Source organism: Sphingomonas sp. BLCC-B65, assembly GCF_028550675.1.
Lineage (GTDB): Bacteria > Actinomycetota > Actinomycetes > Actinomycetales > Microbacteriaceae > Microbacterium.
In genome coordinates, this window is the sequence record NZ_JAQQGL010000001.1 from 1,837,742 (window position 1) to 1,859,365 (window position 21,624).

A 21,624-nucleotide genomic window follows, 5' to 3' on the forward strand; every position below is an offset into this window, starting at 1 on the left:
TGGAAACTGTGGAGAACTCGACCGATCCCTGTCGCGACAGGGAAACCACACGCGTGTAACTTGTGGGCACCCTGCGGAGAGTCGGTGGGCGAGGTCGACGATGTCGGCCCCGTCGTCCGATCGTCATCCACAGCCCACCGTCATCGACTCACAAGACTCCACGGGGATGCCGAGTTATCCACAGTCTGTCCACACTGTGCAGAACGCGTATATTGGCGCCGCCTGTGTGAGGCTGTCAAGCACGATCTGCGCGAAAAGACCCCCGGTGACGACACCGAGGGTCTTTGAGGCCCCGACGGGGCGGGTGCTCAACGTCCGACGCGGCCGAGCTGCGTCGTGATCTCGGAGACCTGGTTGTAGATCGAGCGCCGCTCCTTCATCAGCTCGCTGATCTTCTTGTACGCGTACATCACCGTGGTGTGATCTCGGTTGCCGAACAGCTGGCCGATCTTCGGGAGGGAAAGGCTCGTGCGCTCCCGGCACAGGTACATGGCGATCTGACGTGCGGTCGCGATGGACTGGGACCGACTCGACCCGTACAGGTCGTCCACCGACAGTCGGAAGTACTGGGCGGTGGCCGTGATGATGTCGGTCGGTGAGATGACGTTCGCGTCGTCGGTGTCGACGATGTCGCGCAAGACCGTCTGGGCGAGCGAGATGTCCAGCGTCGAGCGGTTCAAGCTCGCGAAGGCGGACACACGGATCAGTGCGCCCTCCAGTTCGCGGATGTTGCTCGACACCTTGGTGGCGATGTACTCGAGGACGTCGTCGGGAACGAGGAGGCGCTCGGACTGCGCTTTCTTACGCAGGATCGCGATGCGGGTCTCGAGGTCCGGGGCCTGGACGTCGGTGATGAGGCCCCACTCGAAGCGGCTGCGCATGCGGTCTTCGAAGCCGGTGAGGTGGCGCGGTGGCACATCGCTGGTGATGACGACCTGCTTGTCGTGATCGTGGAGCGTGTTGAAGGTGTGGAAGAACGCCTCCTGCGTCTCTGCCTTTCCCTGAAGGAATTGGATGTCGTCGATCAGCAGGATGTCGACATCGCGGTAGCGAGCCTGGAACGCGGAGCCGCGGTTGTTGGCGATGGAGTTGATGAAGTCGTTGGTGAACTCTTCGCTGGAGACGTATCGCACGCGGATGCCGGTGTAGAGACTGAGCGCGTAGTCGCCGATCGCGTGCAGGAGGTGGGTCTTGCCCAGCCCCGAGTCGCCGTAGATGAAGAGGGGGTTGTAGGCCTTCGCGGGCGCTTCGGCGACGGCGACGGCCGCCGCGTGTGCGAAGCGGTTGGACTGACCGATCACGAAGTTGTCGAAGCTGTACTTCGGATTCAGGCGTGTGTCATTGCGCGAGGGTGATGCCGCTGTCTCCGCGTAGTCTTCGGCGGCCGGCCGGGCGATCGGGACCGGCGCGGACGCGGATTGCACGGGAACCGGAACCGTCAGATGCGCGTCGGCGAGCTCGGGGTTCACCACCACACGGAACGACGATGCCGCCGGCTCGGCGTCGACGCGGGCCAGAGCCTCCATGATGGGTGCCCGCAGACGCTTGTTGAGCTGAGCCGCGGTGAGGTCGTTGGGGACATCGAGGTACAACGTGCCGCTCATGACGCCCTGGGCGACGGCGAGATTGATGAAGCCCTGCAACTGCGGAGTGACGCGCTCGTCTCCGGAGAGCTCTTCCAGCACGGCGGTCCAGACGGGGACATCTGGAGTTTCGTGCTGTGACATGTCCCCTCCGGGGGTGGGATCGGTGCGGGGCAGGGCGACATCGACGATGATCGAACCTGTGGATAACTACCGCAGTCACGGTAGTCAGCGACCCCGCGAAGAGCAAAATCCACTGTAGATCCGCCCCGCGTGTCTTCACCACACGCTATCCACAGTCGGTGGATAATGACCCGTCCGGGTGCTTCGGTTTGAGTTCTTGTGGTTCTCGACGTAGCCTTAGTCGGTTGACTTATGCCCTGGGGCGCCTTCGGACGCTCCTGGACAGTCCCTGTACCCCGTGTCCCCGGTCTAGAGCGTTCGGGTGACCGCCGATCCGGAGTGATCCTCATGAGCAAGCGCACGTTCCAGCCCAACAACCGCCGCCGCGCCAAGAAGCACGGCTTCCGTGCCCGCATGCGCACGCGTGCCGGCCGTTCGATCCTGTCGGCGCGCCGCGCCAAGGGTCGCACCGAGCTGTCCGCCTGATCCGACGAAAGTGCTGGCGCGCGGGAACCGCATCACCCGCGGGGCGGAGTACAAGACCGTCGTCCGCAGGGGTGTCCGCTGTGCCGCGTCGCACACCGTGACGTACGTCACGACCTCGACCGAGCAACGGCCACCGCGTTTCGGCTTCATCGTCAGCAAGCAGGTGGGCGGTGCGGTCGTTCGCAACACCGTTCGTCGACGGCTGAAGGCCGTCTGCGCGCAGGCCATCGACGATGTCCGCCCGGGAGCGGACATCGTCATCCGCGCGCTGCCGAGCGCTGCCTCCGCCGACTTCGCGCAGCTGCGCGACGAGGTCACGAGATGTCTGACGCGACGGGCCGCCGCGTGAGTACGACCACCCTCCCCTCGTACTCTCTCGGCACGGGCCACCTCACGGCATCCGGTGTGCTCTCGTCCATCCCTCTCCTGCCGCGCAACGCCGGGCTTCTCGTGCTCCACGGCTATCGCGCGACGATCTCGCATCTGTACGGCGACGTCTGCAAGTACTATCCGTCATGCTCTGCCTACGCGGTCGGAGCGGTTCAGCAGCATGGCCTCGTCAAGGGATCAGCGCTCACCGCTGCCCGCCTTGCGCGCTGCCATCCCTGGGCGCGTGGTGGAATCGATGATGTGCCCTTGCACGAGAACTTTCGACACGAGCTGACCCGGTTCGGTTTCGTCGTGCCATCCACAGGTGAGGCGTCGCCCGACGCGTCGCCGAGAAAGGACTGATCCGTGCTGGATCTTCTGTACGCCGCCGCCGCGGCGACACCGACCCCCGTCGTGCCGACGCCGACCACGCCGGCGCCGTCGTCGAGCCTCGACTTCTTCAGCACCATCATGTGGCCGTTCAAGTGGATCGTCGAGGCGATCCTGGTGTTCTGGCACTGGATCTTCACCTCGCTCGGTCTCCAGGCCGACGCCGGACTCACGTGGGTGCTCTCGATCATGGGCCTCGTGATCGTCGTCCGCAGTGCCCTCATCCCTCTCTTCGTGCGTCAGATCAAGAGTCAGCGCAAGATGATGGAAATCGCCCCTGAACTGCGAAAAGTTCAGGAGAAGTACCGAGGCAAGAAGGATCAGCTCTCCCGCGAGGCGATGAGCCGCGAGACGATGGCTCTGTACAAGAAGCACGGCACGACGCCGGTCTCGAGCTGTCTGCCGCTGCTGGTGCAGATGCCGATCCTGCTCGGCATGTTCTACACGCTCAGTGATGTGAAGAAGCACGCCGAGTGGGGTGTGGGCGGTGTGGGTCTGCTGAGCAAGGACCTCACCTGGCAGTTCTACGAGGCGAAGCTGTTCGGTGTCGCCCCCCTGCACACCAGCCTCGTCGAGGCCATCAATCAGAAGCCGGACGGCTGGGAAGCGACCGTCGCGATCCTGATCGTGCTCGTGGTGCTGATGATCGCCTCGCAGTTCATCACTCAGCTGCAGATCATCTCGAAGAACCTCTCCCCCGAGGCCAAGACCGGCCAGGCCTACCAGATGCAGCGCATCATGCTCTACATCCTGCCGTTGGCCTTCATCTTCTCCGGCATCTTCTTCCCCCTGGGCGTGGTCCTGTACTGGTTCACGTCGAACATCTGGACCATGGTTCAGCAGTTCCTCGTGATCCGAAACCTGCCGACGCCCGGCTCCGAGGCGGCCAAGGCGCGCGAAGAGCGGCTCGCGCGCAAGGGCAAGGCGATCGATGCTCAGGGGAAGATCGTGCCCTTGGAGAAGTACCAGGCCGAGCAGCAGCGTCTCTACGAAGAGGCCCAGAAGGCGAAGGCCGCAGCTCCCAAGCGTCAGCAGCCGGTGAGCAAGCAGCGCGCGAAGAAGCAGTCGCAGGCGCCGAAGAACAAGCCCACCACCGATTCCTGACCGGATCGACGATTCTCCGAGGACCCTCATGAGCACGATTTCCGAGAGCGACGCGACCGAGCGTCCCGTTGCGACCACCGAGCAGCTCGAGCAGGAAGGTGACATCGCGGCCGACTACCTCGAGGTACTCCTCGACATCGCCGATATCGATGGCGACCTTGCTCTCGACGTGCGCGGAGGCCGTGCCTACGTGTCGGTCGAGAACGACGATGCCGAGAGCCTTCGGCTGCTCTCCGAGCCCGACACGGTACAGGCACTGCAGGAGCTCGTGCGCATCGCCGTGCAGACGAAGACCGGCCGGTTCTCGCGCCTGATCCTCGACGTCGGTGGATCCCGCGACGCGCGTCAGCGTCAGCTGGAGAAGCTCGTCGATCGTGCGATCGCCCGACTGGAAGAGGGTGCGTCGCAGGCGTCGCTTCCCGCGATGACGAGCTATGAACGCAAGCTCGTGCACGACATCGTCGCCGACCGCGGCTTGATCTCGGAGTCGTACGGCGATGGCGCCGATCGTCACACGGTGATTCGTCGCGCCTGACGCCCATGGACGATGTTTCACGTGAAACAGTTGCGATGGAGTCGGAGCCGGCCTCGGCGCTCGTCGTCTTCGGAGACCGCCTGCCGCTTGCGCGCCGGTTCACCGCCGCTCTTGGCGCGCACGGGGAGGAGCGCGGCCTGATCGGCCCACTCGAACCTCCTCGGTTGTGGAACCGGCATATCCTCAACTCCGCCATCGCGGCCCCGCTCTTCCCCACTGGCTGCCGCGTGGCGGACGTCGGATCCGGCGCCGGCCTTCCGGGGCTCGTGCTCGCCATCGCCCGGCCGGATGTGCAATGGGTCCTCATCGAACCGATGGAGCGCCGTGTCGCGTGGCTCGAGGAGCAGACGGCTGACCTCGGTCTCGACAACGTCGAGGTGGTACGCGCACGCGGCGAAGAGTGGACCGGAGGTCCGGTTCTGGATGCCGTCACCGCGCGTGCCGTGAGCGCCTTGCGCACGCTGATCCCGGTGACCGCTCCCCTGCTGCGCCCGGGTGGGGAACTGGTGCTGCTCAAGGGCGCCAACGCGGAGAATGAGATCACTGCTGCGGAGAAGGCGATCCGTCGCTATAAGCTCACGGATGTGCGTGTCGAGACCGTCGGCGAAGGTGTCATCGACGAGCCGACGCGTGTTATCCGCGCGACACGCGCTGCCTGATTCCTCGAGTCCGTCGCGGAGCATCCAGCGTGGTCTACGTGCGGGCTTGTGGCCGTTTCACGTGAAACACCCTCGTTGTCTCTCCGCCTCCACGCTGGGGAGATTGACAACCAGAGGTGACGCGGTCCTCGCAAGGATGGGCCGTTGAGTGTGTGCGGCGAGTCGATACGCGGTGTTCAATTCCCTCGACCCCGCGGGTCGCTCCACGCGGATGTCGGCCGTGACGTACCGACTGGGTGGCGCGCTCGTAGTCAACGACCAGCGCCGCAATCGTCGGTCGTTGCGCGCGCGCAAAGCCTGCTTGTTTCACGTGAAACATTCCCGGTGATGATCTGGGTGGTGCGTTCGCTGTCTGGATAGCGCTCACCGTTTCACGTGAAACGTCACCTGTGGCGTTTCGACTCAGCGCTACGCACCTCACCAACGACCGGGTGTCACAACGATCGGTCGTTGAGTTGGCGTGGCGAGTCGAAACCGAGCGCTCAGCTCTCGGAAGGCCGCGCGTGGTTTCACGTGGAACGCTGGTAGGAGCGCTACGACGCCGCGCGGCGGGCGTTTGGCGCGGTGCGTATGGTGCGGGAGCCGCAACTACCGGTCGTTGAGCGAGCGGAGCGAGTCGAGACGGAGCAATTGGATCTCGAGGCGCGTCTCGTGGTTTCACGTGAAACGGCGGCGAGGAACGGGTTCGACGTCGGTTCACGTCGGACGCCTCGACTACAGTAGAGAAGTCCCGCGAAGACAGGAGTTGATGGTGCCGGAATCGGAGAATGCGACCGCACCCGCACCCTTCTCCATCGATGACAGCCCGATCGCTCGAGAGCTGGCCGACCTGACGTCCCGCCGCAAGGCGCTGGATGCCGTCGATGTGACGTTCACGGGCGATACCCGCGTCTTCACCGTGTCGAACCAGAAGGGCGGCGTGGGAAAGACCACGACCACCGTGAACCTCGCGGCCGCTCTGGCGTCGCTCGGCGCGCGTGTGCTGGTGATCGATCTCGATCCCCAGGGAAACGCATCCACCGCACTGGGTGTGCCGCATTCCGCGGATGTCCCCAGCGTCTACGACGTGCTCATCGACGAGTTCCCCCTCGCTGACATCATCCAGGTGAGCCCGGAGTCCTCCAATCTCCTCTGCGCACCCAGCACCATTCATCTCGCCGGCGCAGAGATCGAACTCGTGTCGCAGGTGGCGCGTGAACACCGCCTCCGTACGGCGCTCGATGACTTCCTCTCGACGACCTCCGAACGTGTGGACATCGTCCTCATCGACTGTCCCCCGTCTCTGGGGCTTCTCACGATCAACGCCTTCACGGCGGCGAGCGAACTGCTGATCCCCATTCAGTGCGAGTACTACGCGCTCGAGGGTCTGAGCCAGCTCCTGGGCAGCGTCCGCATGATCCAGAAGCACCTGAATCCGCGTCTGCATCTGTCGACGATCCTTCTCACGATGTACGACGGCCGCACGCGTCTTGCTCAGCAGGTGGCCGACGAGGTGCGCCAGCATTTTCCGCAGGAGGTGCTGCGAACGGTGATCCCACGCTCGGTGCGCGTCTCGGAGGCACCGAGCTTCGGGCAGACCGTCATTGCGTACGACGGCCAGTCGGCGGGCGCTGTGTCGTATCGCGAAGCGGCGGTCGAATTGGTCCAACGCGCTCAGCGCACCCCCGCGAACGAGGAGAACTCCTGATGGCGAAACGTACCGGTCTCGGCCGCGGAATCGGCGCACTGATCCCGACCGGAGACAGCGCGGAGGCTCGTCCCGTCGACGTCTTCTTCCCCGGGGCTTCGTCTGCCGTGGCCGCGGCGACCGTCGAGTCCGCGGATCGTGCCGATGTCGGCGCGGACGTCACGGATGCCGCGGCACTGGGCGGTGGAGACACGGAACTGGTCGCGGTGCCGGGAGCCCGACTGATCACGATCGACCCGAACCACATCGTTCCCAACCCGCGGCAGCCGCGCACGAACTTCGATCCCGATGATCTTGCCGAGCTGGTCCACAGCGTCCGTGAGTTCGGGGTGCTGCAGCCGGTCGTCGTCCGCCTCAACGACGAGGGCAAGTATGAGCTGATCATGGGGGAGCGCCGCACGCGCGCCTCCCGGGAAGCCGGTCTGACATCGATTCCCGCGATCGTGCGGGAGACCGCCGACGAGGACCTGCTGCGCGACGCGCTCCTCGAGAACCTGCATCGCTCGCAGCTGAACCCGCTCGAAGAGGCCTCGGCGTATCTTCAGCTGCTCGAGGACTTCGGCATCACGCAGGAGCAGCTGGCGACGCGCATCGGTCGGTCGCGGCCGCAGATCAGCAACACGATCCGACTCCTCAAACTGCCCATGCCGGTGCAGCAGCGGGTTGCGGCGGGCGTCATCAGCGCGGGTCACGCCCGCGCGATCCTGTCGCTGGACGACACCGACGCCATGCAGCGCCTGGCCGACAAGATCATCAACGAGGATCTCTCCGTGCGGGCCGCGGAGGCCGCCGCAAAGGGTGTCGCGGATGCTGGCTCACGACGGATCGCACCCAAGGCGGGGGCACGTCGCGCGCATCTCGACGACGTCGCCGAGCGCCTCGGTGACCGTCTCAACACCAAGGTGAAGATCACGCTGACGGCACGAAAAGGCCAGATCAACATTGATTTCGCCACCGTGCAGGATCTCAACCGCATTCTCGGCGAACTGGGTGAGGACGGCTACGGCGTCGGAAGCGGCGCGTAGGCTGGAGGGGTGACCGACGACCCCTCCCTCCCGCGCCGCGCCAGCCTGGAGTTGCTGCGCGCGGAGGCGGCGGACGAGTTGTCGGTGCTCGTGGAGGAGCGCATCCGCGAGGGGGAAGACCCGTGGGACTTCATGGAAGACCTGCCCTCGGTCGACGAGCTCGTCGTGCTCACCCTGCGGGCGGAGAACATCGCCTCCGACGGCGGCAACAAGCCGACGGCGTCGCGCAACTACCGGGTGCTGCGACAGATCGCGTTGCAGTATCCGCCGCTGACGCGCGCGGTCTGGCGCCTGCTGGGAAGCGAACCGCACCGCCGCTGGGATGCGTCGGTGCGAGCCGAGGCATCCTGAACGACGGTGCGGTTCAGAGGTGGCGTGCCGCCCTGGGCGGACGCGGGATGAGGATCGCTCAGCCGAGGTAGGCGGCGAGGTCCTGCTCGAGGGCGAACTTCGGCTTGGCGCCGATGATCGTCTTCTCGACCTGGCCCTTGTTGAACACCTTCATCGCGGGGATCGAGGTGATCTGGTACTCCATGGCGAGGTTGGGGTTCTCGTCGACGTTGAGCTTGAGGACCGTGATCTTCTCACCGTTCTCCGACTGGATCTCGTCGAGGATCGGTCCGACCATGCGGCACGGACCGCACCAGGCGGCCCAGAAGTCGACCAGCACGGGTCCCTCAGCGTCGATGACGTCCTGCTGCCAGGTGCTCTCGCTCGTGGCCTTGGCGGTCATGTCTGTCTCCTTCGTTGTGAGCCGCGGTTCTTTCGACTCCGGTGTGTCCAACACGTGAGGATGCCGGGATGTTCCCGACCCGGCCCGCGGGGCGTCGGTCAGGCGACCTGCTCGAGGCCGTCGATTTCGGCGGCATCCGTCTCGGGAGCTCCGGCATCGCCGCGGGCGGCGAGGTAGTGCTCGACGTCGAGGGCCGCGGCGGTGCCGCTGCCGGCGGCGGTGACCGCCTGGCGATAGATCGGGTCGACGACGTCGCCGGCGGCGAACACTCCGGGCACGGACGTGCGGGAGGAGCGACCGTCGACCCAGATGGTGCCGTGCTCGGTCAGTCGCAGGGAGTCGTGCACGAGATGGGTGCGCGGGTCGTTGCCGATCGCGACGAAGACACCGGTCACCGCCAGTTCGCGCTCAGTGCCGTCGACCGTGTCGCGCAGCAGCAGTCCCGAGACCGCATCGCCACCGAGGACGTCGACGACCTCGCTGTTCCACACGAACTCGATCTTCTCGTTCGCGAAGGCTCGCTCCTGCATGATCTTGGAGGCTCGCAGCTCCGAGCGACGGTGGATGACGTACACCTTCGAGGCGAACTTGGTGAGGAAGGTCGCTTCCTCCATCGCGGAGTCGCCGCCGCCGACGACGGCGATGGCCTGCTCGCGGAAGAAGAAGCCGTCGCAGGTCGCGCAGTACGACACTCCGTGACCGGACAGTCGGGACTCGCCCTCGATACCGATCTTTCGCGGGGCGGAACCCGTCGCGAAGATGACGCTCTCGGCCTCGTGCTCGGCGCCGCTGCCGAGCACGATCTTCTTGACGTCGCCGGTCAGCTCGAGCTTCACGACATCGTCGTAGACGACCTCGGTGCCGAACTTCTCCGCCTGCTCCTGCATCTTCGCCATGAGGTCAGGACCCATGATGCCCTCGGGGAATCCGGGGAAATTCTCCACCTCGGTGGTGTTCATCAGCTCGCCGCCGGCCTCGACCGAGCTCGCGATCAGCAGGGGGGAGAGGTTCGCCCGCGCCGCGTAGATGGCGGCGGTGAATCCGGCCGGGCCGGAACCGATGATGATGACCTGTCGCACGTGCTCTTCCCTTTCCGCACGAGCCCCTCTCGGGCTCCAGTGCGTGCAACCCATGCTAACCGCGCGGCATTCCGCGCGGCCGGTCAGCGGCCGGTGAGGCGTCGCACGAGTCGGCCCGCGATCGCGAGCTCAGGGGTGCGCAGCAGCGCCAGAGCGGCGATGTAGACGACCAGCGACGCCGCGCCCACGAGGCCGCCGCCGATCGCCCCGAGCAGGCGGTCAGACACGGTCCAGCCCGCAGGTCCACCCACCAGCAGGAACACGGCCCATCCCGCGCCGAACGCGGGAACGGCGGCGACGGCGAAGCGGCCGAGCGCCCTCCACGTCGTGCGCAGAGCGGTCGTGTCGGTGTGTCGGCGCAGCAGGCGCAGCGCGACCGGCAGCTGCACGTACGTCGAGAGCGACTGCGTGAAGGCGACGGTGGCGGCGAGGAAGGCCAACGGCAGCAGTCCCGCTGCGACCGCGACCGCCGCGACTGCGGCGCCGAGGGCGGCGAGAGCGGCCTGCACGAAGGAGAAGACGAACGGCGTGCGGGTGTCCTGGAAGGCGAAGAACGCGCGGCGGATGATCAGCAGCACACCGAACGGCACCAGCGCGATGAGGTATCCGCAGAGCACCCACGCCATCGGGACCGCACCGTCGGAGTCGGTCGTGAACACGCGGGAGAGTGGGACGGATGCCGCGCCGATCGCGGCCGTGAATCCGAACCCGAACAGCGCGATGGCGCGGATGGACTCGTCGAGGTTGGGAGCGACGCGATCGAGCCGCCCTGCGGCGACCTCCTCGGCGAGCCGCGTGAAGTACGTGGTCGAGATCGACATCGCGACGATCGAGTGCGGGAGCATGAAGATGAGCCACGCGTAGACCATGACGGTGACGCTCGCCTCGCCGGACGCCTGTGTGACGACGCGGGATTGCACGATTCCCGCGAGCTGGCCGACGACCACGGCGAGGAACGTCCACCATGCGAGCGTGCCGACGTGTCGGAGGCCGATGCCACGCCATCCGAAGTCGGGTCGGATGTGCAGCCGCGTGCGCTTCCAGAACAGCAGGAGCACGAACGTCTGCATCGCGATGCCCAGCGTGGCGGTTCCGCCGAGAAGCGCGATCATTCCGGCATCCCAGTCCGCGACGGCGGTGAAGGGACCTCCGAACACCAGGAGGAACACCCCGAATCCGACGATCGAGATCAGGTTGTTCACGGTCGGAGCCCAGCTGTAGGGGCCGAAGACCTTTCGCGCGTTGAGGACTTCGCCGAGGAGGGCGAACAGCCCGTAGAACAGCAGCTGCGGAAGCAGCCAGTAGGCGAAGGCGACGGCGAGACCCTTCTGGGTGCCGTTCCATCCATCCGTATAGAGCCAGATCAGCGCGGGCGCCAGCGCCATCATGAGGGCCGTTGCCGCGACCAGCACAACGCTACCGAGGGTCAGCAGCTTCGACACGTACCGCGAGCCGCCGTCGCTGTGCGCGGCGGCCTTCACGATCTGCGGGACGAGGATGCCGGTGATCACACCGGCGGCGAGGAGCTCGTACACGTTCGTCGGCAGCTGCGCCGCGATGCTGAAAGCGTCGGCGGCCTTACTGCCGTACGAGCCGATCACGGCGACGAGCACGAGAGAGCGCACCAGTCCGGTGACCCGGGAGAACAGCGTTCCCGCTCCGATGATGGCGCTCGCGCGACCGAGATTAGCCATCGACGTCCTCTGTTCTGGGGGTCTGCGCCGCCGCGGCGGTGGCGGTGCGCCGGCGGCGCATCTTCCGCACCGTGCGGACGACGCCGAGCACGAGCATCGCGCCGATGAGCACCGACATGACGGTGATGCCGACCGATTCCCACTCGGCGCGCACCGACACCGCGACGCGCACCCGGGCGCCGATCTCCACACCGGCCGAGCTGCGCAGCTGCAGGTCGAGAGTCGACTCGCCGCTGCCCACGCGCGCCTGCACGGGAACCTGCACGCGGGTGCTCTGGGCGGCACCCACGGACACGTCAGCGGTCTTCTGCACGATCAGGCGCGGGTCGTTGGGGGCGGCGGTCAGGGTCAGTGTGACCGGCCACGGCAGGTCGTTGCGCACCGAGAAGGTGAGCGGCGCCGACGAGGCCAGCAGCGTGATGTCGCTCGGGGGCACGATCGCCACGGACCCCAGGGTCGTGCTCGTCGCATCGCGATGATCCGACAGTGCGCTGGCGAACTGATCGGGTGCCGCACGCCACACGTTGCCCAGGAGCTGCAGGATCTCCGCCCGGTCGGGCGCGGTCAGAAGCGTCGGATCGGCGAGCACGGTGGCGAACGCGGCGACGCGGTTCTCCTGGTCGAGCAGATTGCGGAGGGCATCGACGCGCGTCGGATCCGCCGCGTCGCCTCCGGTGACGGAGACCGCCGTCGCCGAAGGCGCCAGCAGCGCATCCAGATCCCAGGCTGTGCGCCCGGCCAGGGAGGATGCCGCGGCGATCGCGGCCCGCAGGCCCGTCGCCGACCGTCCGGTCGCCCGGTCGACGACGACGAGCAGCGGCGCGGAGGAGGCGGCACCCCGTGTGGCGACGCTCGCGTAGGCGGAGGCGGCCGCGAGACCGGCACCCTGGTGTACAGGGTCGGAGGCGAGCGAGGCGGTGCGCAGCGCGCGGGAGGCACCGTCGTCGTAGGCGAGGATGCCGGCGCCCGCGGCATCCGCTCGTGCCCCGACGGCACCGCTGAGACCACTCGTGCCCACGAGCGTGACCGCAGCGGGCTCGGTCGAGCCGGAGGCGCCCGGCGCGCTCTGGAGTGCGGCGACGACACCCGCGGTGGCCGAGCCCGTCGCGGGCCAGAAAACGTTGGCGCGCGCCGTGCCGATGTCGAGCAGTTGGTCGAGGGTGGGCAGCGTGCGCCCGTCGGGCGCGGGGGTCGCTGCGGGGCTTGCGCCGGCGGCCACGGCGGGGGAGGTGAAGTTCCGCGCCGACATGAAGGGATCGAGGCTGGAGACACGCAGGGGCGCGGGAAGACCGGCGGCGATCTGCGTGGCGAGGTCGGCATCACCGAACTGCAGAGCGAAGCGGGAGTTGGGCAGAGCCAGCAGGTCGGCGAGCCATTGCCGCGCCGATGCCGGTGCGGACGAGCCCAGGACGCGGATGGCCGCGGGGATCGCAGGGTCGACGGCGAGGATCGCCGGCGTACCGGTCACGGCGTTCAGTTGCGTGCGCAGGGCTCCGTCGTCGGCCGTGAGCGCTTTCAGGTCGTCCGCGCTGAGCAGGCCGGTGGTGGTCGGCGGAGCGGTGATCGGCACGACGACGCCGACACCGCTCGCGGCGGACGCGGCATCGGGCACGGTCAGCACGCTGTGCGCGACGAGCGGCTGTGTGCCGGTGGTCGGGGAGGAGTACGCGGCGCTCAGCGGGTAGACCCCGGGGGCGAGCGTGCCCAGCGCGCCGAGATCGACCGCCGCTGTCGCCGTCGCGGTCCCGCGCGCGACGACGGCGGTGACCGGTACGGAGGCGACGGTCGAGTCGGCGACCGTCTGGGCGTCGAGCCAGCTCGTCACCTCGGCGCTGGTGGCCAGCGGCGATCGGCTCAGCGCGATGGTCACCGTTCCGCTCGCCGCCGGGGCGTCGCCGGTGTTGGAGACGGCGACCGCGACGGAGACGACCGTCGTGCTGACCACGCCGTTGCCGGCCGGGGCGACGACGACCGACAGGTTTGCGGCATCCGCGGCGTCGGTGGCGCTCGGAGTTGCGGAGGGCTCCGGGGCACCGGTCGCGGCATCCGCGGGAGCCGGCGCGGGGGCGGCGACGATCGCGAGCGCCATCCCGGCCGACGCCGCGAGCAGCACGGCTGCTCGCAGCCCTCGCCGCGCCGCGCCGATGATCGTGCGACGACGACGGCCGCGCACTCCGTCGGGAGGTCGGCGCGCGGCGGCGGGGAAAGACACAGTCATAGCGGGAATCGGCTCCTGTGCGATGCCTGACCGCACGATCAGCTGTGATTCTAGGGTCCTCGTGCTGTGGGCAGCCCGTGACCGGCCGCGATCGCCGCGATCCGTCGCCTCGCCGAGTGCGGCGTCCCGCACCGGCGTGCGTGAGGATGGGATGCTGTGGAGCCCACCTTGAACCCCGACCCCGCGCTCATCAGCGCCTTGCGCCGCGACCTCGCCGCCGCCGGCTACCGCGCCGACGCCGTCAGATCGCTGTGGGGCCCGGTCGCCGACACCGCTGTCGGCCACGGGCTGCGCGGACCGGCTCTGGCGGCCCTGGCACCCCGCAGTGACGCGCTCGCCGCCCTCGTGCGCCTGCTGTACCTCGGGGTGGCGACCGACCGTGCTGCCGTCGCGCGCGCCCTGCCGATGCTCGGAGCACAGGGGCTGGTCGACCTCGGCTTCGCGCGGATCGACGGGGACGTCGTCGTGCCCGCCGTTCTCGTGCGTCCCCAGGACGTCGCGGGCCCTCCCGACGACGCCGAATGGTGGATCGCCAGCGACCTCGACGAGGCCGCGCTCGGGGGGCCGCTGCCCACGGGCCACGTCCTCGGCGTCGGGGGTGCCTCCCTCACACTCGCCGGTCTGCAGCTGACCACGCCCGCCGGGCGGGTTCTCGACGTCGGCACGGGCTGCGGCATCCAGGCCCTGCGCGCCCACCTCGCCCTGCGCACTCAGCCCGCCCCGCCGACGATCGTCGCCACGGACGTCTCGCCGCGCGCCCTGGAGTTCACCCGCATCAATGCCCTGCTCAACGAGGTGGAGGGCATCGACACCCGTCGCGGCAGCCTCTTCGAGCCCGTCGCAGGTGAGCAGTTCGACCGTGTCGTCTCGAACCCGCCGTTCGTCATCACCCCGCGCGTCGCGGGCGTGCCGGAATACGAGTACCGCGACGCCGGGTACGCCGGCGACGACCTCGTCGCAGCCTTCGTGTCGGAGGTCGGCGCGGTGCTCGCGCCGGGCGGCACCGCGCAGCTGCTGGGCAACTGGGAGTACCGCGCGGGGAAGGACGGTCTGCAGCGCGTCCGCGAATGGGTCGCCGCCTCGCCGGTGCCGCTGGAGGCCTGGGTGATCGAGCGGGAACGTCTCGACCCCCTGGCGTACGCCGAGCTGTGGGTTCGCGACGGCGGCACGGCACCGGGGACGACCGGCTACGCGGCGCTGGTCGATGCGTGGCTCGCCGACTTCGCCGCACGGGAGGTCGACGCGGTCGGTTTCGGCTACCTGGTGCTCCGGCGCCCGGCATCCGCCATCGCGGCGCTCGCCCGATACGAGCGCGTCACGCACCCGTTGCCCGACGATCGCGCCCTCGGCGTGCACCTGGGAGCGGCGCTCGCCGCCTTCGACGCGCTCGAGCAGCTCGATGACGCGGCGCTGGCCGCCGCGCGCCCGATCGTGGCCGAGGACGTCACCGAGGCGCGTCATCACCTGCCCGGCGCCGAAGCCCCGAGCGTCATCGAGCTGCGACAGGGCGGCGGCCTCGCGCGCACCGTCGAGGTCGACCCCGCCCTCGCCGCTCTCGTCGGCGCCGCGGACGGCGAGCTCACGGTCGGTCAGCTCTCCGACGCGATCGCGCAACTGCTCGAGGTGGATGCCGCGGCGCTTCGTGCCGACCTGCTGCCGCGGGTGCGCGAACTCGTCTTCATCGGGATGCTGCGCCTGGCGTGAACCCGGAGGCGACGAGGGTGCGCCGGTAGGCTGGAAACCATGCTCAACATGGCCGAAGGCCTCGACCGGCTCGGGTCGCTCGCGACCTCGCCGATCATGGCGACCCTCGGTGCCGCCTTCGCCCAGGCCGGGTTCGAACTGGCGATCGTCGGCGGTCCGGTGCGCGACGCGCTGCTGGGACGTCCGACCCACGATCTCGATCTCACGACCAACGCCCGCCCCGACGACATCCTGCGGATCGTCAAGCCCCTCGCGACCGCGACGTGGGACATCGGACGGGCGTTCGGCACCATCGGTGCGAAGATTCCCGGCCCCTCCGGCACCTCCGAGCAGGTCGAGATCACCACCTACCGTGCCGACAGCTACGACGGGCTCACCCGCAAGCCCACCGTCGCGTTCGGTGACCGCCTCGAGGACGATCTCGCCCGGCGCGACTTCACCGTCGGCGCCATGGCGCTGCGTCTGCCTGTTCCCGCCCTGGTCGACCCGACCGGCGGCGTCGAAGATCTCCTCGCCGGCGTGCTGCGCACTCCGGGCGACCCCGACGTCAGCTTCGGCGACGATCCCCTCCGTATGCTGCGCGCCGCCCGGTTCGCGAGCCAGCTCGAGTTCGAGGTCGCGCCGGCCACTCTCGAGGCGATGGAGCGCCTGCGCTCGACGATCGCGATCGTGAGCCCCGAGCGTGTGCAGGCCGAACTCGTGAAGCTCCTCGCCACCGACGATCCCGTGCGCGGCATCCGCATCCTCGTCGAGACGGGACTGATGGGCGAGATCCTGCCCGAGGTACCCGCGCTGCGCCTCGAGGTGGACGAGCACCACCATCACAAAGACGTCTACGAGCACTCCCTCACCGTGCTGCGCCAGGCCATCGAGCTCGAGCACGCGCGCCATCCCGGCGCCGCCCCCGACACCACGCTGCGCCTGGCCGCCCTGCTGCACGACATCGGCAAGCCCGCCACCCGTCGGCTGGAGCCCGGCGGCGGGGTGAGCTTCCACCACCACGACGTCAAGGGCGCACGCCTGGCCCGCAAGCGCCTGCAGGCGCTGCGCTTCGACGGCGACACCATCGCCGCGGTCACGCAGCTCATCGAGCAGCACCTGCGCTTCTTCGGCTATGCCGAGGGCGCGTGGACTGATTCGGCGGTGCGGCGCTACGTGCGCGATGCCGGCGACCAGCTCGAACGGCTCCACATCCTCACCCGCGCCGACGTGACCACCCGAAACGCGAAGAAGGCGACGCGCCTGCGACGCGCATACGACGACATCGAGTGGCGCATCGACGAGCTCGCGTCGCAGGAGGAGCTCGCCGCCATCCGCCCCGAGATCGACGGCAACCGGATCCAGGAGATCCTCGGCATCCCGCCGGGGCGCGAGGTCGGTGAGGCGTATCGCTTCCTGCTCGAGGTGCGCCTGGACGAGGGCCCGATCGGCGCGGATGCCGCCGAGCAGCGCCTGCGCGCCTGGTGGTCCGCCCGCTGACCCCTCTCTCCCCCCGCCGAGCCGCCACGTTCATGCCGAGCCGACATGCTCCCGCGCGTCGAATCTTGGCGGCTCGGGGCAATCTTGGCGGCTCGCGATCTAGACTGACGGCACCTCCTCACCGTCGAACGGAGTTGCCGTGCCCTCGCCGTGGTCATCGCGCCGCGAGGTCTCGCCAGAGACGTCGCGTCTGCTGATCGAGCGCGCGCACGAAGAGCTGGTCGGCGGCAACATCGGAGATCCGCGCCTGGGTCAGATCCGCCCGCTCGTGCAGGACTCCTGGCGCCGCTCGCTCGCGCACCTCGTGGGTGCCGAAGGGCTCCCGCCACTCGATCTCGGCGACGAAGAGCTCGAGGCGTACCGGCAGGCGCATCCGCTCTCGGCAGCCATGGACATGATCCGCGCCCTGCTGCTGCCGGGCGGCGAGAGCGACTCGGGAGTCGTGGTCGCCGTGGGGGATGCCGTCGGCCGGCTGTTGTGGGTGGAAGGCGACCGGCGGGTGCGAAGCCTCACCGGAGACATGGGCTTCGTCGCCGGCGCGAACTGGTCGGAGGAGACGGTGGGCACCTCGGCGCCCGGCACCGCCCTGGCCCTCGGGCGCTCGGTGCAGATCCATGGGGCGGAGCACTTCAACCGCCTCGTGCAACCGTGGTCGTGCACGGCGGCGCCGGTCTACGATCCGGAGACGCGCCGGGTTCTCGGCGTCATCGACGTCACGGGCGACAGCGATGCCGCCACCCCGCAGGCGCAGTTGCTCGTCGACGCGACGGCCCGCGCCGTCGAGTCCGAGCTGCTCGTGGGGCGGCTGCGCGCCCGTGCCCAGCCTCCCGCGCCGCGGCGGGCGCGCCGACCCGCGGCGACGGTGACCGCGACGACGATGCTGCGCGTGCTCGGACGCGACCGGGCGCTCCTCGATGTCGCCGGACCCGACAGTGCCACGGTGACCGAGCTGTCGGCTCGGCACGCCGAGATCCTTCTCATGCTGGCCGTGCACCGCGAAGGACTCTCCGCCGAGCGGCTCGGACAGCTCGTCTACGGCGAGGACGACGCGGAGGGAACGCTGCGACCCGAACTGGTGCGCCTGCGTAAGGTGCTGGAGCGGGTGGCGCCGCAGCTGGTGCCGGCATCCCGCCCCTACCGCCTCACGGCAGAGCTGCACACCGACGCCCATCAGGTGGTCGCGCTGCTCGGACGCGGTGCGCACCGCGTCGCGCTCGCGGCCTACCGCGGACGTGTGCTGCCCGACTCGGTCGCCCCCGGCGTGGAGGAGTTCCGCGAGTCGGTGCGCCTCGCCCTGCGCGAGGCCCTGCTCACGGAGGCCTCCGTCGACGTGCTGCTCGCCTACGCCGACACCGACGACGGCGCCGACGACGCCGAGGTGCTGCGCCTTGCGCTCGAGATGCTGCCGGCGCGCTCGCCGCGACGGGCCGGCCTCGTCGCGCGGCTGGAGAAGCTCGAGCGCTGAGCGGCGCCGGTGCCCGGTGCCGGGTGCGCGGTGCCGGCGTGCGTAACTCCGCCTGAACCGGGGTGGTGGCGGGCTGGGGGCGCGAGGTCGTGGGTTGAGGCGGAGTTGTGCACGCGGCCGCGCCGGGTTCCGGCGGCGGGGTACCCGGGCTCGGGCAGCCGGCTGCGCCGGGTCTGGACGACAGGGGCCGGGGCGGGGTGCCAGGATGGGCGCAGACGCCCGCGCGGCGCTGAGGGAGGATCGACATGACCGACGACGCGCCCACGCCCGACCTGGTGCGACTCGCGAGCGCCTACGGCATCGCGACGGAATACTGGTCGTTCTTCGGTGACCGGGTGCACGTCCCGGCATCCACTCTGCGGGCGGTGCTGGCGGCGATGGGCGTCGACGCGTCGACGGATGCCGCGATCAGCGCGGCCCTCGTCGCGGAGGAGGAGCGCGTGTGGCGCGACCTGCTGCCGGCGTCGGTGGTCACCCGCCCCGGGGTCGGCGTGCTGTGGGTGCACGTCGACGACGGGCACGACGTCGCGCTGACCGTCGAGTTCGAACACGCTGGGACGCGTGAGCTGACCATTCCGGAGCAGCGTCCCGCGGCGCGGCTCGTCGACGGCATCCTGCGCTGGCGCGTCGAGGTGCCCGTGCCCGCCGACCTTCCGCTGGGCTGGCACACCCTGCGTGCCGAGCAGCGCGCGTTCGGTGCGGCGGAAGCCGACCGCACGGCATCCATCCCCTTCGTCATCACCCCGGATCGCCTGGCCGATCCGCCCGCGCGGCGCGGCCGCGACCGCGGGTGGGGGCTCATGGCGCAGCTGTACTCGGTGCGCTCGCGTGCCTCGTGGGGCCTCGGCGACTTCGCCGATCTGGGCGACCTCGCCGCCATCGCCGGACGCCGCGGCGCCGACTTCCTGCTCATCAACCCGGTGCACGCGGCCGAGGTCACGAGCCCCATCGAGCCGTCGCCGTACCGCCCGGCGACCCGCCGCTTCCTCGCGCCGCTCTACATCCGCCCGGAGCACATCCGCGAGGTCGCCGCGCTCACCCCGACCGAGCGCGCCGTCGTCGAGGCGGCTCGCGCACCGGTCGCGTCGACCGACGGTGACGCCGACCGCATCGACCGCGATGCCGTCTGGGCGGCCAAGCGGCTCGCGCTCGACGCGATCTTCACGGTGCCGCTCTCGTCGTCGCGGCGCGCCGAACTCGACGCCTTCGCCGCGCGCGAGGGCCAGCCGCTGCAGGACTTCGCCCTGTGGTGCGCGCTGGAGGAGCACTACGCGGGCCGGGAGCGCCCGGCCGACGTCGACGACATCCGCTCACCCCTGGTGGCGGCGCTGCGGACGAAGCTGGCGGACCGGGTCGCGTTCCACGTCTGGCTGCAGTGGATCGCCGATCAGCAGGTCGCCGACGCCCAGGCCGCAGCGCGGGCGGCGGGAATGGCGATCGGCATCATGCACGACCTCGCGGTCGGGGTGCATCCGCAGGGCTCGGACGCGTGGTCGCTGCGCGACATGTACGCGACCGGCATGGCGGTGGGCGCTCCGCCCGACATGTACAACCAGCAGGGGCAGACGTGGAACCAGCCGCCGTGGCTGCCCCGCGCGCTCGCCGAGGCCGGATACGCACCCCTGCGCGACATGATCCGCACGCTCCTGCGGCACGCCGGAGCGCTGCGCATCGACCACGTCATCGGGCTGTTCCGGCTGTGGTGGATTCCCGAGGGGCTCAGCCCCGCCGCCGGCACCTACGTGCGCTACGACCACGAGGCGATGATCGGCGTGCTGCTGCTCGAAGCCCACCGCGCGGGTGCCGTGCTGATCGGTGAAGACCTCGGCAACGTCGAGCCCTGGGTGCGCGACTACCTGTCGGCGCGCGGGGTGCTCGCCACCTCGGTGCTGTGGTTCGAGCGCGAGGGCGACGGATTCCGGCCGCCGGAGCAGTACCGTCGCTCGCTGCTGGCCACCGTCAACACGCACGATCTTCCACCGACCGCCGGCTACCTCGCCGACGAGCACGTCGCCCTCCGCGCGCGCCTCGGTCTGCTCACCCGCCCGGTCGAGGAGGAGCTCGCCGATGCGGATGCCGAGCGCGCGAGCATGCTGGCACTGTTGCGTGAACGCGGACTGATCGGCGACGAGCCCGGCGAGGCGGAGGTCATCGAGGCGCTGAACGTGCTGATCACGGCATCCCCCGCGCAGCTGATCGGGGTCGCGCTCGTGGATGCCGTCGGGGAGCGCCGGGCGCAGAACCAGCCCGGGACCGACCGTGAGTACCCGAACTGGCAGATCCCGCTGGCCGGACCCGACGGTCGCGCCGTGCTGCTGGACGACCTGGCCGACAACCCCCGTTTCGACGCGCTCACGCGCGCCGTCGACGCTCACCTCTGACGAGCGGCGGCGCCGCGGGCGCAGGCGCCGGTCCGTCGGGGCCGGCGGGGCGGATGCCGGCGAGAACGCCGACGACCACGAGCACGAGTCCGAGCAGCTGCGCGGGACCGAACGGCTCGTGCGCGACGACGACGCCCAGGAGCACACCGGTCACGGGATTGAGCAGTCCGATCACGCCGACGACGGCGCCGGGAAGTCGCGACAGACCGGTGAACCAGGCGGCGTAGGCGACCGCCGTCGCCACGAGGATGATGTACGCGAAACCGAGCAGCGCCGGTCCGTCGAGCGCCGGCGGTGCTCCCTCGACGACGATCGCGACGGGCGCCACGACGAGCGACCCCGCGATGAGCTGCCATGCCGTCATCGTCAGGGGTGGCACGTCGGCTCCCCACCGCCTCGTCAGCACGAAGCCGAGCGATGACGACAGCATCGCCACGACGGATGCCGCGATGCCCCACCCGTCGGCATCCCCGCCGCCGGGCTGGAGCATGACGACCACGCCGACGATGCCGAGGACGGCACCGCCGGCGGCCCGTAGAGTCGGACGCTGGCGGAGCATCATCCAGCTGAGCAGGAGCAGCGCCGCCGCAGACGTGGACATGATCGTCGCCGCCAGGCTCGTGGCGAGTCGCTGCGCCGCGACGTAGACGAGCACGTTGAGGCCGCCGACGGTGAGCGTGCCCAGCACGAACGAGCGCCACCACCAGGCGCCGCGTGGCAGGCGCCGTGTGACGAGCAGCACGAGAAGACCCGCCGGCAGACAGCGGATGACCGCCCCCCACAGGGCCGTATCGGGCGGGAGCAGGTGGCGCGTCACAAAGTACGTGCTGCCCCAGGCGACGGGGGCGATCGCCGTCACGAGCACCCAGCGACGCCTTTTATCTTCCATGGAAGAGAATATAGCTTCCAC

At 69.4% G+C, this 21,624-nt stretch carries 19 protein-coding genes; 13 read left to right on the forward strand and 6 right to left on the reverse strand.

Features of this window, described 5'->3' with window-relative positions; all coding sequences use genetic code 11:
- Positions 1-308 precede the first annotated feature (308 nt).
- Positions 309-1,727: a chromosomal replication initiator protein DnaA gene (dnaA, locus tag PP359_RS08655; RefSeq protein WP_112932162.1), complete on the reverse strand. Its 1,419-nt coding sequence runs from the start codon at positions 1,725-1,727 to the stop codon at positions 309-311.
- A 327-nt stretch (positions 1,728-2,054) separates the two neighbouring features.
- Between dnaA and rpmH the strand changes: the two genes are divergently transcribed.
- The 9 genes from rpmH (at position 2,055) to PP359_RS08700 (ending at position 8,312) form a co-directional block, all read left to right on the forward strand.
- Positions 2,055-2,192 (forward strand): 50S ribosomal protein L34, encoded by a 138-nt coding sequence (gene rpmH / locus PP359_RS08660; protein ID WP_005054680.1) that lies wholly within the window; start codon positions 2,055-2,057, stop codon positions 2,190-2,192.
- A 10-nt stretch (positions 2,193-2,202) separates the two neighbouring features.
- A complete protein-coding gene (gene rnpA / locus PP359_RS08665; protein ID WP_499250338.1) occupies positions 2,203-2,541 on the forward strand; it encodes a ribonuclease P protein component in 339 nt (112 codons plus the stop codon).
- Positions 2,538-2,924, forward strand: coding sequence for a membrane protein insertion efficiency factor YidD (yidD, locus tag PP359_RS08670; protein WP_231560286.1), 387 nt, complete (start codon positions 2,538-2,540; stop codon positions 2,922-2,924). Before rnpA ends, yidD begins: the two co-directional genes overlap by 4 nt.
- A 3-nt stretch (positions 2,925-2,927) precedes the next feature.
- Positions 2,928-4,055 (forward strand): membrane protein insertase YidC, encoded by a 1,128-nt coding sequence (gene yidC / locus PP359_RS08675; RefSeq protein ID WP_082013772.1) that lies wholly within the window; start codon positions 2,928-2,930, stop codon positions 4,053-4,055.
- A gap of 28 nt (positions 4,056-4,083) precedes the next feature.
- Positions 4,084-4,590: a Jag family protein gene (locus PP359_RS08680; RefSeq protein ID WP_347418149.1), complete on the forward strand. Its 507-nt coding sequence runs from the start codon at positions 4,084-4,086 to the stop codon at positions 4,588-4,590.
- Between the two features lie 35 nt (positions 4,591-4,625).
- Positions 4,626-5,249 carry a 16S rRNA (guanine(527)-N(7))-methyltransferase RsmG gene (rsmG, locus tag PP359_RS08685; RefSeq protein WP_499250339.1) on the forward strand — a complete coding sequence of 208 codons (624 nt, stop codon included), beginning with the start codon at positions 4,626-4,628 and terminating at the stop codon, positions 5,247-5,249.
- A gap of 751 nt (positions 5,250-6,000) precedes the next feature.
- Positions 6,001-6,936, forward strand: a complete 936-nt coding sequence (locus PP359_RS08690; RefSeq protein WP_499250340.1) for a ParA family protein — start codon at positions 6,001-6,003, stop codon at positions 6,934-6,936.
- Entirely contained in the window at positions 6,936-7,961 is a 1,026-nt protein-coding gene (locus PP359_RS08695) for a ParB/RepB/Spo0J family partition protein (protein WP_499250341.1), read from the forward strand. The genes PP359_RS08690 and PP359_RS08695 overlap by 1 nt, the downstream gene beginning before the upstream one ends.
- 9 nt (positions 7,962-7,970) lie before the next feature.
- On the forward strand, positions 7,971-8,312 hold the full coding sequence (locus PP359_RS08700) for a hypothetical protein (protein WP_036319515.1): 342 nt from the start codon (positions 7,971-7,973) through the stop codon (positions 8,310-8,312).
- A 58-nt stretch (positions 8,313-8,370) separates the two neighbouring features.
- Here the strand turns inward: PP359_RS08700 and trxA are convergent, their stop codons facing one another.
- The 4 genes from trxA to PP359_RS08720 form a co-directional block, all read right to left on the reverse strand.
- Positions 8,371-8,694 (reverse strand): thioredoxin, encoded by a 324-nt coding sequence (gene trxA, locus PP359_RS08705; protein WP_005054661.1) that lies wholly within the window; start codon positions 8,692-8,694, stop codon positions 8,371-8,373.
- Between the two features lie 98 nt (positions 8,695-8,792).
- On the reverse strand, positions 8,793-9,773 hold the full coding sequence (trxB, locus tag PP359_RS08710) for a thioredoxin-disulfide reductase (protein ID WP_036319516.1): 981 nt from the start codon (positions 9,771-9,773) through the stop codon (positions 8,793-8,795).
- An 83-nt stretch (positions 9,774-9,856) separates the two neighbouring features.
- Complete coding sequence (gene murJ, locus PP359_RS08715; RefSeq protein ID WP_499250342.1) at positions 9,857-11,467, reverse strand: murein biosynthesis integral membrane protein MurJ; 1,611 nt, start codon at positions 11,465-11,467, stop codon at positions 9,857-9,859.
- Positions 11,460-13,685 carry a DUF6049 family protein gene (locus PP359_RS08720; RefSeq protein ID WP_499250343.1) on the reverse strand — a complete coding sequence of 742 codons (2,226 nt, stop codon included), beginning with the start codon at positions 13,683-13,685 and terminating at the stop codon, positions 11,460-11,462. The genes murJ and PP359_RS08720 overlap by 8 nt, the downstream gene beginning before the upstream one ends.
- Positions 13,686-13,841: 156 nt before the next feature.
- Between PP359_RS08720 and PP359_RS08725 the strand changes: the two genes are divergently transcribed.
- The 4 genes from PP359_RS08725 (at position 13,842) to malQ (ending at position 20,714) form a co-directional block, all read left to right on the forward strand.
- Positions 13,842-15,389, forward strand: a complete 1,548-nt coding sequence (locus PP359_RS08725) for a DUF7059 domain-containing protein (protein ID WP_499250344.1) — start codon at positions 13,842-13,844, stop codon at positions 15,387-15,389.
- Positions 15,390-15,428: 39 nt separating this feature from the next.
- A complete protein-coding gene (locus PP359_RS08730) occupies positions 15,429-16,868 on the forward strand; it encodes a CCA tRNA nucleotidyltransferase (protein ID WP_295777235.1) in 1,440 nt (479 codons plus the stop codon).
- Between the two features lie 139 nt (positions 16,869-17,007).
- The gene (locus PP359_RS08735; protein WP_499250345.1) at positions 17,008-18,333 is read left to right on the forward strand and encodes a GAF domain-containing protein; all 1,326 of its coding nucleotides are present in this window, start codon (positions 17,008-17,010) and stop codon (positions 18,331-18,333) included.
- 245 nt (positions 18,334-18,578) lie between these two features.
- The gene (gene malQ / locus PP359_RS08740; protein WP_499250346.1) at positions 18,579-20,714 is read left to right on the forward strand and encodes a 4-alpha-glucanotransferase; all 2,136 of its coding nucleotides are present in this window, start codon (positions 18,579-18,581) and stop codon (positions 20,712-20,714) included.
- On the opposite strand, the gene PP359_RS08745 is transcribed toward malQ, so the two are convergent.
- A complete protein-coding gene (locus PP359_RS08745; protein WP_499250347.1) occupies positions 20,686-21,603 on the reverse strand; it encodes a DMT family transporter in 918 nt (305 codons plus the stop codon). The genes malQ and PP359_RS08745 overlap by 29 nt on opposite strands.
- Between the last annotated feature and the right edge of the window lie 21 nt (positions 21,604-21,624).

Bases quoted from the DNA above. Each gene is read 5' to 3' on its own strand.
- dnaA (WP_112932162.1), bottom strand. From the start codon at position 1,727: ATGTCACAGCACGAAACTCCAGATGTCCCCGTCTGGACCGCCGTGCTG.
- rpmH (WP_005054680.1), top strand. From the start codon at position 2,055: ATGAGCAAGCGCACGTTCCAGCCCAACAACCGCCGCCGCGCCAAGAAG.
- PP359_RS08680 (WP_347418149.1), top strand. From the start codon at position 4,084: ATGAGCACGATTTCCGAGAGCGACGCGACCGAGCGTCCCGTTGCGACC.
- rsmG (WP_499250339.1), top strand. From the start codon at position 4,626: ATGGAGTCGGAGCCGGCCTCGGCGCTCGTCGTCTTCGGAGACCGCCTG.
- PP359_RS08695 (WP_499250341.1), top strand. From the start codon at position 6,936: ATGGCGAAACGTACCGGTCTCGGCCGCGGAATCGGCGCACTGATCCCG.
- trxA (WP_005054661.1), bottom strand. From the start codon at position 8,694: ATGACCGCCAAGGCCACGAGCGAGAGCACCTGGCAGCAGGACGTCATC.
- murJ (WP_499250342.1), bottom strand. From the start codon at position 11,467: ATGGCTAATCTCGGTCGCGCGAGCGCCATCATCGGAGCGGGAACGCTG.
- PP359_RS08720 (WP_499250343.1), bottom strand. From the start codon at position 13,685: ATGACTGTGTCTTTCCCCGCCGCCGCGCGCCGACCTCCCGACGGAGTG.
- PP359_RS08730 (WP_295777235.1), top strand. From the start codon at position 15,429: ATGCTCAACATGGCCGAAGGCCTCGACCGGCTCGGGTCGCTCGCGACC.
- malQ (WP_499250346.1), top strand. From the start codon at position 18,579: ATGACCGACGACGCGCCCACGCCCGACCTGGTGCGACTCGCGAGCGCC.
- PP359_RS08745 (WP_499250347.1), bottom strand. From the start codon at position 21,603: ATGGAAGATAAAAGGCGTCGCTGGGTGCTCGTGACGGCGATCGCCCCC.